This window comes from Mesorhizobium sp. P2_F7 (assembly GCF_056403695.1).
In genome coordinates, this window is record NZ_JBFUFA010000001.1 from 162669 (window position 1) to 176109 (window position 13441).

Consider the following 13441-nt stretch of genomic DNA (forward strand, 5'->3'; position numbering starts at 1 on the left):
ACAGGTGGCAAGTGGCTTTCGCTCCGGCTCTATCTCTTCGGCATCGTCGAACGCAGAAGCGTCTGCATATGAACCGGAAGGTCAAGTTCGCCGCGTGCCTCTATCTCCAGGAGATATCGAGCCTTGGCCAGGCGGTCGCCTCCTTCAACCGCGGGATAAGCGCAGATGGCCAGCAAGGCCTTCTCCTCATCCCGGCTCGCTCTTTCGTGGTCGGAGCGGCCAGCGCGCACGTCGCGAACGACCTTGCCGAACGTGACGTAAGCGGCCTGGTGTGTTTCGATCAGCCCTTGCAGGTGGCTGGACGATTGCTGTGGCGATGGCTTTGCGACGGCGGCTCTCGCCACAATGGTCGACGTGACAACGGCGCCACCGGATTGAAACAGCAAGGCGCGGCGATTGATCCTGGACGTGACACTATCTCCTCTTCACGCAATGTGGTGCGGCAAGCACCATCAGCACCGTAACACGGCGGTCTGCGCGTTTTTGTCAGGATGGTGAAATGGCCACGCGTCGCCGAGGCCGTTGGGCCGCTCGTCTCGGCTTGCAATGGCCTCCGGCGCGACGCGCCCGAGGTCGGAAATGCCGGAGCTCGGACATGATCGCACCTCCGCCGGCGGCCTCGCCGGCGCGGTGTTCCTACTTGATCACGATCGTGGCGTTCGGGATCTTGACGCCGTTGCTGCCCGGGAAGGACGCGCCAAGAAACGCCTTCATGTCGTCGATGATGGCAATGACGCGTTTGCGGCTGTCGACGAAGTTGATGTCGTCCGTAGCGATCGCAAGCTTGGTCGCCGGGTTGATGCAGCCGATCGAAGACAGGAAGCCACGGCCCGGATGCATCAGGATGCCGACCCGTTTGCCGGTCGGCAGCAGCAGCAGGCCGGGACGCTTCAGCGCAGCCGGATTGACATTCGACGTATAGCCGATCGTCACATATTTGGCGCCGGCTTGCGTGAACAGATTGTAGGTGCCGGCCTCGACACAACGATTGTTGCCGGCAGTGCCGTTGTCGCCCGGGCCTTTCGTTTCGGCAGTCACGCCGGAAAGACCGGCGACTTTGACGCCGTCATGAAAGACTTCGTATTTGCCGACTGTTCTGCGCTTCACGCCTCTGGTCTGCTCACCGGTACGCGTAATTCTCAACTCCCAATTCTTAGCCATTCCACCCTCCCTGTCCCTTTAAGATCGTTGCGCAAGACATCAATAAATTCGAGAGCATCGGCAATGATGTTTTGCCGATCGCGATTGCTACACAGAAATGTTGCTTCAACACTGTGAATTTGTTCACTTCAGAGCAAGAACTTTTCGGCCGCACGGTCTGGAGAGAAGACACGAGCGAACGCACGTCATGAAACCAAGCCAGCCGCCAGTTTTATGGCCCTGATAGGTGCCACGGTCGAATGGCTTTTGCCCCGACGCTGTCGGGCCTTTAATGTTATCCATGACACGAAGCGAAGCGCTGTATTGTTGCGGGTATAATGTGGATCGCATCTATTTGACCGAAGATGCAGCCGGGCCGTGGCTGAGCATCGCCGACGGCCTTGCCGGCGACTGGACGGTCCGCCGCACGATGATCGATTTCCTTGCCGGTGCGACATACAGTTTCACCGGCAACGCCGTCGTGACCGGTGATGCATTCGCCGAGCGCGGCATCATGCAAACCGGCGCTCACGCCATGCCGGCGAGCAGGACATACCGGCTCGAGTTGCGCGAGCATTCGATCGCGATTCTTCGTGCCGACGGCAGCGACTTCATCGAACTCGAGCCGAAGGCAACACAGATCGTCCATCATCTTTGCGGCGCCGATAGCTATGCTGGGCGCTTCTGGTTTCGCAGCCGCGACGAATGGGCCGAGGCCTGGCGGGTCAAGGGTCCGCGCAAGAATTACGCGAGCCTCAGCCGGTTTCGTCGCCTTGATGGCGGGGATGTTCGGGGCGCGAAACCTCTTCCAGGTAATTGATAAAGATCCGGACCTTCGCAGGCAGGAATTTCCGGCTGAGATAGATTGCGTAGAGGCTGAAGCCCGTCATGCTCCAGCCCTCCAGGATCGGCACCAGTCGGCCGGTGGCAATATCATCCTCGACGATGAATGCCGGGCCCAGGACGATGGCGAGGCCCTGAACGGCAAGCTCTCGCAGGACATCGCCGTTGTTGGCGCGAACGATTGGATTGATGCGCACCGATGTTGCCTGGCCTTGCCGGTCGACCAGGTTCCAGCTCTCACCCGTCGACAGATAGGAGTAGCTAAGCGTTTGGTGGTGCGTGAGATCGGAAGGCACAGCGGGGCAGCCGTGCCGCTTGAGATAGTCCGGGGAAGCACAAATCACCATGGCAACGGCTGCCAGCCGCCTGGAGATGACATTGGTCGTTGCCGRTTGCAGCCCGATGCGCAGGGCGACGTCGACGCCCTCGGTGGCGAGATCGACCATCCGGTCGGTCAGGTCGACGTCGAGGCGCAGATCCGGGTGGCGGACAATGAACCCCGGCAGCCATTTCGAAAGCGTGATGATGCCGAAGGAAAGCGGCGCGCTGATCCGCAACAGGCCGGACGGTGACGTAGCGCTTTCGCCGGCGATCGCTTCGGCTTCGGCGACATCGCTCAGGATTTGCTGCGCCCGGCCGAAGAACTCCTGGCCGGCATCGGTCATGGACAGGCGGCGCGTCGTGCGGTTCAGCAGCCTTGTGCCGAGATGGTCTTCCAGGGCGGCGACATGGCGGGAGACGGCGGCGTTCGAGGTGTCCAGCTTGGCGGCGGCGGCGACGAGGCTTCGTGCCTCCACCACAGCCACGTAGACCTGCATCGCCCGGATCAGATCCATCGCACCATTGTTCCATATATTGTAACAATCTACTTAATTTATCGCCATTTATCTCGATCTTCAAGTTGAATACCACATCACCCAGGCGCCATTGGTGGCGCCGGTTCAACACTCAGATTGAGAGACGTCATCATGAAAGTCGCGGTTATCGGATCGGGCAATATGGGCTCGTCCTTCGTCAAGCAGCTTGCCAAAGCGGGCCATTCCATCACTGTTTCCAGCCGCAATGCGGCCTCGGCCGAGACCCTTGCCAAGACGTATGGCGCGGCTGCGGTCGACCCAGCCAAACTCGGCGACGCCGAGGTGATCATCCTGGCAACCGGGGCCGGCGACGCCGTTGCCGCCCTCAAGGCCGCCGGCAAGCTCGACGGCAAGATCGTCGTCGACATCACCAACCCGCTGACATCGGACTATATGGGCCTGACCATCGGCCATTCGACGTCGAGCGCCGAAGAAATCGCCACAGCGGTTCCCGGCGTGCGGCTGGTCAAGGGCTTCAACACGATCTTCGCGCAGCTGCTCGATGCCGGGGCTGCTCTTCCCAACGGCGGCAAGGCTACCGTTTTCCTGGCCTCGGACGACGCGGATGCCAAGACCACCGTCACCAAGCTCGCGACATCCATGGGCTTCTCGGTGGTCGATGCCGGTCCGTTGAAAAACGCTCGCTACCTCGAGCCGCTGGCTGGCCTCAACATCTACCTGGCCTATGGCGCGGGCCTAGGCACGGCGATTTCGCCGACCTTCGTCGCCGCCGCCTGACCCTCACCGCGAACCAGCAGGGAGAACCACCATGAACAACTTCATCGTCAAATCCGCTCTCGCCCTTGCCGTGACCGGCCTTCTCGCCACCGGCGCATTCGCAGATACACTTTGGGAAAACCCGGCTACGCCGGCTCCTGCGCCGGAAGTGCAGGCGCCCGAGGTCGAGAACAACCTCAAGATTTTCGATACGCTCGATTTCGATGTGTTCTCGAACCAGAAATGGGATCGCCTGGGCGAAAGCCATTCCAAGGACATCGTGGTGACATGGCCCGATGGCCATGAGACCAAAGGCATCGACAAGCACATAGCCGACCTCAAGACCCTGTTCGTATGGGCGCCCGATACCGCGATCCACGAGCATCCGATCCGCTTCGGCTCGGGAACCTGGACCAGCGCGCAAGGCGTGATGACCGGCACCTTCACCAAGCCGATGCCGACGCCCGATGGCGGCGCCATTCAGCCCACCGGCAAACGCTATGCGCTCGGCATGGTGACCATCGGCCACTGGAAGGACGGCACGATGGATCACGAATGGCTGTTCTGGGACAACGAGGACCTGATGAACCAGCTTGGTCTCGGGAAGTAGATCACGAGGTCATGATGTCGTAGATCGGGCCGGAAGTGTGCGGCCCCATGCGTCGAGTTGATCGTCTCCCAAGAAACCCCGGCTGTGCCGGGGTTTCGCTTGATGGAAAACAGACCGGCCTGCCGCCGTTCGGCTCAGCGGTCGGCTTCAATCGTCTGCGCAAGGCAGTACAGGGGCGGTCAGGCCATCTTTGCCATTATCTTGGCCATATCCGCCGCGTCGAACGCTCTCAGTGTCTGAGTTCTGATGTTGCCCAGCGATGCGATCGACAAGGCTAGTGCGGTCGCAGCAATGTCGTCGTCGGCTTCGGCAATCGCCACAACATCATGTTGACCAAGCGTCCACAACAGGGTGTGAACCTTGATGCCGCTCTTGCTGGCCATCGCCTTGAAGGCCTCAGCACGCTTCTGCGTATCCTTTATGCCCTTGATACCTTGATCTGTGAAATTTGACAGCAATACGTAGTAGGCCATTTGTTCCTCCCATGGTGGGAACGGGCGGGCACTCACGGCGCGTCCGCCGTCTCCCGGTATTACGATACCATGAGTTAGGTGCGCGAACCACTTGGGCAAGGAAGGCGATGCCTTGCAAATCAAGGGCTTCAATGACTTCAAGGAGATAGGCTGGTGCTGCGAGAGAGGATTGAACTCTCGACCTCTCCCTTACCAAGGGAGTGCTCTACCACTGAGCTACCGCAGCCGCTGATGGCGGGGCTTCTGCCATATCGAACCGGTAAGCGCAAGGCATCTGTGAAAGCCTTTTGCCGGACAAGTTTCGCTGACATGGCGGCTCCACAGTGCTAGCTATCCCCTTGGAACGGCAGACCCGCCAGTCGCGGGCGGGACGGGACGATGAACGACAAGACAATTCCACCGAAAAAGGCCGATCCGGCAACAAAAGGCGGCACGGACCGCAAAGACCGGCTGGCCGAGCAGTTGCGCGCCAATCTGATGAGGCGCAAGGCGCAGGCGCGGTCGCGGCGCAACGGTGACCCTGACCAGCGGCCGGAAGGCCTGGCGGCTGCTGAAAAAATGCACAAGGACTGACCGAAAGCAGCCACACTGGCCCTCCACCTTGGCCAAAGGGGCAAGAAATCCTATTTCTTGAACCAAGCCGGCCAATGGTCTAGACGGGCCGATACGCAAACGGACGAAAACCGGCCTTTCGGGCCGAGGGGACATTCTCTCATGGATCGCATCAGAATTGTCGGCGGCAACAAGCTCGCCGGAAGCATTCCGATTTCGGGCGCGAAAAACGCGGCCCTGCCGCTGATGATCGCATCGCTGCTCACCGACGACACGCTGACGCTGGAAAACGTGCCGCATCTGGCCGATGTCGAGCAGCTGATCCGCATCCTAGGCAATCACGGCGTCGACTATTCGGTCAACGGCCGTCGCGAAAAGCAGAATGAGGGCTATTCGCGCACCATCAATTTCTCGGCCCGCAACATCGTCGACACGACAGCGCCTTACGAGCTGGTGTCGAAGATGCGGGCGTCGTTCTGGGTGATCGGCCCGCTGCTGGCCCGCATGGGCGAAGCCAAAGTGTCGCTGCCCGGCGGTTGCGCCATCGGCACGCGGCCGGTCGATCTGTTCCTCGAAGGCCTGCAGGCGCTGGGCGCCGACATCGATGTCGACACCGGCTATGTGCTGGCCAAGACCAGGAATGGCCGCCTTGTCGGCAACCGCTATATCTTCCCGAAAGTCTCGGTCGGCGCCACCCATGTCTTGATGATGGCGGCGTCGCTGGCCAAGGGCGAGACGGTGCTGGAGAACGCTGCCTGCGAGCCCGAAATCGTCAACCTCGCCGACTGCCTCAACGCCATGGGCGCCAAGATCTCCGGCGCCGGCACGCCGACCATCACCATCGATGGTGTCGAATCGCTGTCGGGCGCGCGCGTGCGCGTCATTCCCGACCGCATCGAGACCGGCACCTACGCCATGGCTGTCGCCATGACCGGTGGCGACGTGGTGCTGGAAGGCGCTCGCCCCGAGCTGCTGCAGACCGCGCTTGACGTCATTGCCCAGACCGGCGCCGAGATCACCCCGACCAATTCCGGCATTCGTGTACGCCGCAACGGCGCCGGCATTGCGCCGGTCGACGTGACGACGGCGCCCTTCCCGGCCTTCCCGACCGACCTGCAGGCGCAGTTCATGGGGCTGATGACCATGGCCAAGGGCAAGTCGCGCATCACCGAGACCATTTTTGAAAACCGCTTCATGCATGTGCAGGAACTGGCCCGGCTCGGCGCCCACATCACGCTTTCCGGCCAGACGGCGATCGTCGACGGCGTCGCCAGGCTGAAGGGCGCACCTGTCATGGCGACCGACCTGCGCGCCTCGGTGTCGCTGGTGATCGCCGGTCTCGCGGCCGAAGGCGAGACCACGGTCAACCGCGTCTACCACCTCGACCGCGGTTTTGAGCGGCTGGAAGAAAAGCTGTCCAACTGCGGCGCGGTGATCGAGCGGATTTCGGCTTAAGGATTGCTTCTGTGGTGACGGCTAATCTCCCCCCTTGCGGGGGAGATGTCCGGCAGGACAGAGGGGGGTGCTGTCCCGCCGGCCTGTCGCCAGTCGGTGCAGCGCCCTCGCGCGAGTTCTCCTGCGGAACAGGCTAACTCGAAACGTTGGCGATCCTTCCCACCCCCCTCTGCCCTGCCGGGCATCTCCCCCGCAAGGGGGGAGATCAGCAGCTTCGCCAACGGTTGCACGGATCGCCAAGACCGCCTAACAGAAGGCTTCAAACCAACCTTAGGCACAAAATCCGCATGGCAGCCCTCAAACTCATCGCGCTCGACGATCAGGATCTGAGCATTGTCTCGGCCCACGTCCAGGACGCCGTGATGAAGGTCTCCGACCTCGAATATTTGCCATCGGCCAAGCGGTTCCTGCTGACCATGAACCGTTTCGTCTGGGAGGCGAAGTCCGGGCTGTTCAGCCAGCACAATGAGCGGCGCCAGGCAGTGCTGCATTTCGACCGCGTGCTCGGCGCCAAGACCAACGGCATCGCCCGGGACCGGCCGGCCGAGGTGCTCTCGCTCTTGGCGGTCAGCTTTGTCGAGATCAGCAAGCCGGCCGGCATCGTCGAGCTGGTCTTTTCAGGCGGCGGCACGATCATGCTCGACGTCGAGTGCATCGAGGCGCGGCTTGCCGACATAGGCGGCGCCTGGGAAGCCACGTCGCGTCCGGTGCACAGGGGCTAGACGCTGCCGATGGCCATCACGCTCCGCCAGTCCGATGCCGGTTTCGAGCAGCGCTTCGCCGCCTTCCTGACCACCAAGCGGGAAGTCTCGGAGGACGTCGACACCGCCGTGCGCGCCATCATTGCGCGGGTGCGCGCCGAAGGCGACGCGGCACTGATCGACTATACGCTGAAATTCGACAAGGCCGACCTCAATACCCTCGGTATCGCCGTGTCGAAGGACGACATCGCGCAGGCCTACAAGCAAGCCGATCCGCAGACGGTCGAGGCGCTGAAATTCGCTCGTGACCGCATCCGATCCCATCACGAACGGCAAATGCCCAAGGACGATCGCTATACAGATGCCGCCGGCGTCGAATTGGGATCACGCTGGACGGCGATCGAGGCGGTCGGGCTCTATGTGCCAGGCGGCACGGCAAGCTATCCAAGCTCGGTGCTGATGAATGCCGTCCCGGCGAAGGTGGCCGGCGTCGAGCGCATCGTCATCGTGGTGCCGGCGCCGGGCGGCATCATCAACCCGCTGGTGCTGGTGGCGGCCGACATGGCTGGGGTCTCGGAAATCTACCGTGTCGGCGGCGCACAGGCGATCGCAGCGCTTGCCCATGGCACCGAAACAATAAAGCCGGTCGCCAAGATCGTCGGGCCAGGCAATGCCTATGTTGCCGCGGCCAAGCGCCAGGTGTTCGGCACGGTCGGCATCGACATGATCGCCGGCCCGTCGGAAGTGCTGGTGGTGGCGGACGGGAGCAACGATCCCGACTGGATCGCCGCCGACCTGCTCGCCCAGGCCGAGCATGACGTGTCGGCGCAATCGATCCTGATCACCGACGATCCCGCGTTTGGCAAAGCCGTCGAACAGGCGGTCGAGCGGCAGTTGCAGAGCTTGCCTCGTGCTGAGACGGCTGCAGCCAGCTGGCGCGATTTCGGTGCGGTGATCCTGGTGGACACAATCGACGCCTCGCTGCCGCTGGTCGACCGCATCGCCGCCGAGCATGTCGAGTTGGCAATCGACGACGCCGAGGGTTTCCTGGCCAGGATGCGCAATGCAGGCGCGGTATTTCTCGGACGGCATACGCCCGAAGTCATCGGCGACTATGTCGGCGGCTCCAACCATGTGCTGCCGACGGCGCGCTCCGCGCGTTTCTCGTCGGGCCTGTCGGTGCTCGATTTCGTCAAGCGCACCTCGATCCTGAAGCTCGGGCCGGAGCAGCTGAGAGCACTTGCGCCGGCGGCGATCGCGCTGGCCAAGGCGGAAGGGCTCGACGCGCATGGTCGCTCCGTCACCATCCGGCTGAACATGTAGGCGGCGATGGCGGACGGCGATCCAACCCGCGCAAGACTGATCGACGTCGAACTCGACGAATCGATCGGCCGTTCGACGCCCGACGTCGAACATGAGCGCGCGGTGGCGATCTTCGACCTGATCGAGGAAAACAGTTTTCAGCCGGTCAATGATGACGGCATTGGGCCTTACCGGCTGAAGCTGTCGCTGGCCGAATCCCGGCTGGTGTTTGCGGTCGCCCGCGAGGATGGTGCGGCCGTCGTCACCCACATCCTGTCGCTGACGCCGCTCAGGCGCATCGTCAAGGACTACTATCTGATCTGCGAAAGCTACTACGACGCCATCCGCTCCTCGACGCCGAGCCATATCGAGGCGATCGACATGGGCCGGCGCGGCCTGCACAATGAAGGCTCGCAGACGCTGATGGACCGGCTGGCCGGCAAGATCGACATTGACTTCGACACGGCGCGGCGGCTGTTCACGCTGGTCTGCGTGCTGCACTGGCGGGGTTAGACCTGGCTTCGGCGCCGCATTCGATCCTGTTTTTGTGCGGTATGAACGCCGTGCGCTCGCCGATGGCCGAACAACTGGCGCGGCGCATGCTGCCGCCGGCCACCTTCGTCGCCTCGGCCGGCGTGCACAAAGGCGAGCGCGACCCGTTCGTCGATGCGGTGCTGGCCGAAGAAGGGCTGACGCTGGGCGAGCGCCAGCCGCGCGCCATGGACGATCTCGAGGACGACTATTTCGACCTGATCGTCACGCTGGCGCCCGAAGCCCACCATGCCGCGCTCGAACTCACCCGCTCGCTTGCCGTCGAGGTCGAATACTGGCCGATGCCCGACCCGACCGACGCCGGCGGCCGGCGCGAGCAGATCATGGCAAGCTATCGCGACGTGCGCGAACGGCTGAAAGCGCGGATATCGAGACGTTTTTTGCTTCCAGAAGCAAAAAACGCGGCGGATTAATGCATGTCGCTCAAATGTGGTCTCGGTTTTGAGACAACGACATGCATAAACAAAAGCTTAGATCGCGTCGCATATGACGCGATCTAAGCGTGTTCACAAGCGCACGATTATCATATAGGTTCCGCCGAAATTCCGGCCTGGGCGCTCCAGGACGCCGGAACTGCAATCCAAGCAAAGGTATCGAATGCCGAAGGAAGAAGTCCTCGAGTTTCCGGGTATCGTGACGGAATTGTTGCCCAACGCGATGTTCCGGGTGAAGCTCGAAAACGAACACGAGATCATCGCCCATACGGCCGGCCGCATGCGCAAGAACCGCATCCGCGTTTTGACCGGCGACAAGGTCCTGGTCGAGATGACGCCCTATGACCTGACCAAGGGCCGCATCACCTACCGTTTCAAGTAACAGCCTGCCGGAACCAGAGATGAGCAGTTTGCAGAAGCTGGTGCTTGCCTCGGGTTCGCCGCGCCGGATCGAATTGCTGCAACAGGCCGGCATCGAGCCCGATCGCATCTTGCCGGCCGATGTCGACGAGACGCCACTGCGCGCCGAACATCCGCGCTCGCTGGCCAAGCGGCTGTCGAAGGAAAAAGCCGAGAAAGCGTTCGCCTCGCTGAAGAGCGAGGAAGACTATGCGCCGGGCTTCGTGCTGGCCGCCGATACGGTGGTTGCCGTCGGGCGCCGCATCCTGCCCAAAGCCGAGACGCTGGACGATGCCGCAAATTGCCTTGGGCTCCTGTCCGGCCGTTCGCACCGGGTCTATTCCGGCATCTGCCTGATCACACCGGGCGGCAAACTGCGCCAAAGGCTGGTGGAGAGCCGGGTTCGCTTCAAGCGGCTGCCGCGCGAGGAGATCGACGCCTATGTCGCGTCGGGCGAATGGCGTGGCAAGGCCGGCGGCTATGCCGTACAGGGTCTCGCCGGCTCCTTCGTCGTCAAGCTGGTCGGCTCCTACACCAACATCGTCGGCCTGCCGCTCTACGAGACGGTGGCGCTGCTTTCGGGCGAAGGCTTCAAGATCCACACCAACTGGCACACCGCGCGGCCATGAGCCTGGACGACAAGGTCACGCCGCTGCGCCCGAAGCGCCCCTGCCCCGAATGCGGCAAGCCATCGGCGCGCGAGACCTATCCCTTCTGCTCGAAGCGCTGCAAAGACATCGACCTCAACCGCTGGCTGAAAGGCGCCTATGTCATCACCGCAAGGGATGACGAGGACGACAGCGACGAGCCGAAATAGGGATTTGGGCGGCGGCATTGCGGCCGGCAGGCGGATGCAGGTCGGCGCCGACCGCGACAATTTCACTTTGCCGACCGGCGCAATTGCTGCTTTGCCGACGCCGATCGAACCCCGTCATGTATCCGCGACAATTGCCCCGGAAAATCGGTGCTTAGGCGCTGGACAGGCCGGATTCCCGTGCTATAACCCACCCGCTTTCAAGGGGCGCCCACGGCGCCTTCCTGAAATCCGGCCAACGATATTTCGTTTGCCGGCGAGGCCCAGATAGCTCAGTTGGTAGAGCAGCGGACTGAAAATCCGCGTGTCGGTGGTTCGAATCCGCCTCTGGGCACCATCCTACCCGATTGTTTTCATTTAGTTTTTCGGCTCTAGTCATGGTGTCGGCGCAATCCGGTTTGACGTTTTTCTCAGGCGGGTTTGACAGTTTTCGTTCTCCGCCTGTTCACTTCGGCGTCGAAACTGGTGACAACCGCCGACATCTTCCGGCTCTTATCGGCGCTTGGAGTAGTGCCGCGCCATCTCGATCGTCATCTGGCCGAGCATGTCGGCAATCGTGCGCTCGTCGTAGCCCATCTCGGCCAGGATCGTCGCCACGGTGTGCCGCAGGCCTTTTAGTGTGAGCCCAGGCTTAATTGCGCTGGCCCGTTCCAGCTCTTGCCGAATCGGCCGCCACGATGCCCGGAAGCCCGATGGCGTCCACGGCCTGCCCCTGCTGTTGGCGCACAGCGTCATGGTGTCATGCTTCGGCGCCACCGCCAGCGCGTCGACGACCGGGGCCGGAAGCGGAAACCACATCGCCTCGCCGGTCTTGCCGCGCTTGGCGTCGATCATGCCGTCAGCGACGGCCGTCGGCGGAATCTTAAGCGCGTCCTGCGGATCGAGACCACAGAACATCATCAGAGCCACCGGCAGCCGCATATGCGCCGGCAGCGCGGCGGCGACGGCATCGCGTTCGGCGTCTGTCCAAGGCCTGTTCGCGTCGGCCATGTCGCGCGGCCGGCGGATGCCCTTGATCTTCATTGCCGGGTTGATCTTGAGATAGCCGCGCTCTACGCCCCAGGCGAAGGTCAGAGCCAGCACCGTCTTGACGTAGTTGCCAAATCGGCGGCCATGCTTCGCTGCAGCCTTGTCGCGGATCTTCACGACCAGCGGCGGCGTGAAGCGGTCGAGCATCGTATCGGCAATCGGCTGCAGGTAGTCGAAGCAGCGCTGATAGTCGGCCCTTGTGCGTGCCATAAGGTCAGTAAAAAAAACGCTGGCACGATAGCGCGCGATCAGCTGGCCGAGCGTCCCTGGCTTTGGATCATCGCCCTTGTTGCCGAGCGCGACAATGCGCGCGCATTCGGCCATGAATGAAAGCGTTCCGATCGGGAACTTGTCGATGTCGATCATGGTGCCGCTCTTGCGATGCCGGCAGCGCCATTTGAATGGCGGCTTGCGGTCGCGCCAGATGGCAAAACCCTTGACGCGGACGATTGCCATTAGTCGAGCTTTCCGATTAGTTCGTCATCACCGCTTGTGTCGCCGGATTTCAGGCTGTCCAGCCAAGCGTCAAGGTCACGCATGTCATAGCGCCGCTCGCCGCTAGGCATGGCAACGGGCGTGACGCCGCACTCGGCAGGGAATCGCTTTGGCGCAATTCCGCAGTACTCGGCGGCCTCTCGCGCGCCGAGCATGCGTCGCGGGGAAACCTTGATGTTGAGCGTTGCGCTTGCCATCAGGAAGCCACCTCCCGGTCGAACCGCTCATTCAGTAACGACACGAAACTGTGGCCATGGAGCAATTCGGCCACTGGTAGCAGCGGCCCGACCTCTACTGTCCTCGTCGACCGGATCGGGCTTTGATATCGCTGAGTTGCAGTTGATGCTTCCAGGAGATTATCGCGAGCTGCTTGCGTCGATACTTCCTGCCCCTCCTCCCCAGCTCCTATGATGCTATGTGCCGTCATCAACCACGGCTGCACGAAATGGAAATGACTGTCGTCTATGGAAATCTCGGCCTCCACAAACGTGTCTATGATCGTGACGTCTATGACGGGCGCAATTTTGGGATCGTCGCCGGGCCGCTCTTTGCCAACCCATTCCTCCAGCTGAAAGTCAGCCGCAAAGTCGGGCGAACCAAGGAGATCCAGCGCGGCGCCGATCGCGTCTCGAAATGTCATTCCTTCCTGAAATCTCTTCCTGACGGCAGTCCCTGCCTTCTTGCCGAAGGTCATCATCGGCACACCGAGCTGCAGCGATCCGAAATCCCGCATGAATTCCGGCGCGCGCGCCGGCGTCGGGCATACCATCAGCGCTATGAGCAGATTCGCAGCATCGACCGAAGTAGCCTTTGGCACACTCCGGCCACGGCCTCCGTGGGTGAGAATTTCCTGCTCTCTTCCAAGGCGGGATATCAGCCTGGCGGTTGGCAATGGGTAGTTGAGGGTCGCAGCGAGGCAGTCGGTCAATTCGGTCAGGGTTGCGGCCATTTGCACAGGTCACTCGATGGTTCCGACTGTGTATCGCTCATTAATCCGCCAATGTCAATTTTCGACTGTGCGTTACTCACTAATACCCCCTGCCGATATACCGGCAGGGGGTGGGTCTG

Annotated in this window: 19 protein-coding genes and 2 tRNA genes; 14 read left to right on the top strand and 7 right to left on the bottom strand. The window is 62.0% G+C overall.

Features of this window, described 5'->3' with window-relative positions:
- Nucleotides 1–68 precede the first annotated feature (68 nt).
- Nucleotides 69–464, top strand: a complete 396-nt coding sequence (locus AC1DZ8_RS00730; protein WP_477306684.1) for a hypothetical protein — start codon at nt 69–71, stop codon at nt 462–464.
- Nucleotides 465–636: 172 nt separating this feature from the next.
- Here the strand turns inward: AC1DZ8_RS00730 and AC1DZ8_RS00735 are convergent, their stop codons facing one another.
- The gene (locus AC1DZ8_RS00735; RefSeq protein WP_477306686.1) at nt 637–1107 is read right to left on the bottom strand and encodes a hypothetical protein; all 471 of its coding nucleotides are present in this window, start codon (nt 1105–1107) and stop codon (nt 637–639) included.
- 388 nt (nt 1108–1495) lie between these two features.
- On the opposite strand from AC1DZ8_RS00735, the gene AC1DZ8_RS00740 reads away from it, so the two are divergent.
- The gene (locus AC1DZ8_RS00740; RefSeq protein ID WP_477306688.1) at nt 1496–1960 is read left to right on the top strand and encodes a DUF6314 family protein; all 465 of its coding nucleotides are present in this window, start codon (nt 1496–1498) and stop codon (nt 1958–1960) included.
- Here AC1DZ8_RS00740 and AC1DZ8_RS00745 read toward each other — a convergent pair.
- On the bottom strand, nt 1896–2819 hold the full coding sequence (locus AC1DZ8_RS00745; RefSeq protein WP_477400262.1) for a LysR family transcriptional regulator: 924 nt from the start codon (nt 2817–2819) through the stop codon (nt 1896–1898). The genes AC1DZ8_RS00740 and AC1DZ8_RS00745 overlap by 65 nt on opposite strands.
- Before the next feature lie 132 nt (nt 2820–2951).
- Between AC1DZ8_RS00745 and AC1DZ8_RS00750 the strand changes: the two genes are divergently transcribed.
- Nucleotides 2952–3578 (top strand): NADPH-dependent F420 reductase, encoded by a 627-nt coding sequence (locus tag AC1DZ8_RS00750; protein WP_477306692.1) that lies wholly within the window; start codon nt 2952–2954, stop codon nt 3576–3578.
- A 31-nt stretch (nt 3579–3609) separates the two neighbouring features.
- Complete coding sequence (locus AC1DZ8_RS00755) at nt 3610–4167, top strand: ester cyclase (protein WP_477306694.1); 558 nt, start codon at nt 3610–3612, stop codon at nt 4165–4167.
- Nucleotides 4168–4346: 179 nt separating this feature from the next.
- On the opposite strand, the gene AC1DZ8_RS00760 is transcribed toward AC1DZ8_RS00755, so the two are convergent.
- A complete protein-coding gene (locus AC1DZ8_RS00760) occupies nt 4347–4640 on the bottom strand; it encodes a GYD domain-containing protein (protein WP_477279648.1) in 294 nt (97 codons plus the stop codon).
- A 151-nt stretch (nt 4641–4791) separates the two neighbouring features.
- A tRNA-Thr gene (locus AC1DZ8_RS00765) sits at nt 4792–4866 on the bottom strand.
- A 152-nt stretch (nt 4867–5018) separates the two neighbouring features.
- Between AC1DZ8_RS00765 and AC1DZ8_RS00770 the strand changes: the two genes are divergently transcribed.
- From AC1DZ8_RS00770 to AC1DZ8_RS00815, 10 genes are all read left to right on the top strand, one after another.
- Nucleotides 5019–5213 carry a hypothetical protein gene (locus tag AC1DZ8_RS00770; protein WP_477306697.1) on the top strand — a complete coding sequence of 65 codons (195 nt, stop codon included), beginning with the start codon at nt 5019–5021 and terminating at the stop codon, nt 5211–5213.
- Between the two features lie 141 nt (nt 5214–5354).
- The gene (gene murA / locus AC1DZ8_RS00775; protein WP_477306699.1) at nt 5355–6647 is read left to right on the top strand and encodes a UDP-N-acetylglucosamine 1-carboxyvinyltransferase; all 1293 of its coding nucleotides are present in this window, start codon (nt 5355–5357) and stop codon (nt 6645–6647) included.
- 287 nt (nt 6648–6934) lie between these two features.
- Nucleotides 6935–7369: a DUF2948 family protein gene (locus tag AC1DZ8_RS00780; RefSeq protein ID WP_477306701.1), complete on the top strand. Its 435-nt coding sequence runs from the start codon at nt 6935–6937 to the stop codon at nt 7367–7369.
- A gap of 9 nt (nt 7370–7378) precedes the next feature.
- The gene (gene hisD / locus AC1DZ8_RS00785) at nt 7379–8671 is read left to right on the top strand and encodes a histidinol dehydrogenase (protein WP_477306703.1); all 1293 of its coding nucleotides are present in this window, start codon (nt 7379–7381) and stop codon (nt 8669–8671) included.
- Nucleotides 8672–8677: 6 nt separating this feature from the next.
- Complete coding sequence (locus AC1DZ8_RS00790) at nt 8678–9163, top strand: UPF0262 family protein (protein ID WP_477306705.1); 486 nt, start codon at nt 8678–8680, stop codon at nt 9161–9163.
- Nucleotides 9164–9195: 32 nt separating this feature from the next.
- On the top strand, nt 9196–9615 hold the full coding sequence (locus AC1DZ8_RS00795) for an arsenate-mycothiol transferase ArsC (protein ID WP_477400263.1): 420 nt from the start codon (nt 9196–9198) through the stop codon (nt 9613–9615).
- A gap of 184 nt (nt 9616–9799) precedes the next feature.
- The gene (gene infA, locus AC1DZ8_RS00800; protein WP_006329283.1) at nt 9800–10018 is read left to right on the top strand and encodes a translation initiation factor IF-1; all 219 of its coding nucleotides are present in this window, start codon (nt 9800–9802) and stop codon (nt 10016–10018) included.
- 19 nt (nt 10019–10037) lie between these two features.
- Nucleotides 10038–10664 (top strand): Maf-like protein, encoded by a 627-nt coding sequence (locus tag AC1DZ8_RS00805; RefSeq protein ID WP_477279633.1) that lies wholly within the window; start codon nt 10038–10040, stop codon nt 10662–10664.
- A complete protein-coding gene (gene yacG, locus AC1DZ8_RS00810) occupies nt 10661–10852 on the top strand; it encodes a DNA gyrase inhibitor YacG (protein WP_477266539.1) in 192 nt (63 codons plus the stop codon). The genes AC1DZ8_RS00805 and yacG overlap by 4 nt, the downstream gene beginning before the upstream one ends.
- Nucleotides 10853–11110: 258 nt before the next feature.
- Nucleotides 11111–11186, top strand: a tRNA-Phe gene (locus AC1DZ8_RS00815).
- Between the two features lie 155 nt (nt 11187–11341).
- Here AC1DZ8_RS00815 and AC1DZ8_RS00820 read toward each other — a convergent pair.
- Genes AC1DZ8_RS00820 through AC1DZ8_RS00830 form a run of 3 tightly spaced genes read right to left on the bottom strand, consistent with a single transcriptional unit; the run spans nt 11342 to nt 13322 of the window.
- A complete protein-coding gene (locus AC1DZ8_RS00820) occupies nt 11342–12334 on the bottom strand; it encodes a tyrosine-type recombinase/integrase (protein ID WP_477306708.1) in 993 nt (330 codons plus the stop codon).
- Nucleotides 12334–12570 (bottom strand): hypothetical protein, encoded by a 237-nt coding sequence (locus AC1DZ8_RS00825; RefSeq protein ID WP_477306710.1) that lies wholly within the window; start codon nt 12568–12570, stop codon nt 12334–12336. The genes AC1DZ8_RS00820 and AC1DZ8_RS00825 overlap by 1 nt, the downstream gene beginning before the upstream one ends.
- A complete protein-coding gene (locus tag AC1DZ8_RS00830) occupies nt 12570–13322 on the bottom strand; it encodes a hypothetical protein (protein ID WP_477306712.1) in 753 nt (250 codons plus the stop codon). Before AC1DZ8_RS00830 ends, AC1DZ8_RS00825 begins: the two co-directional genes overlap by 1 nt.
- Between the last annotated feature and the right edge of the window lie 119 nt (nt 13323–13441).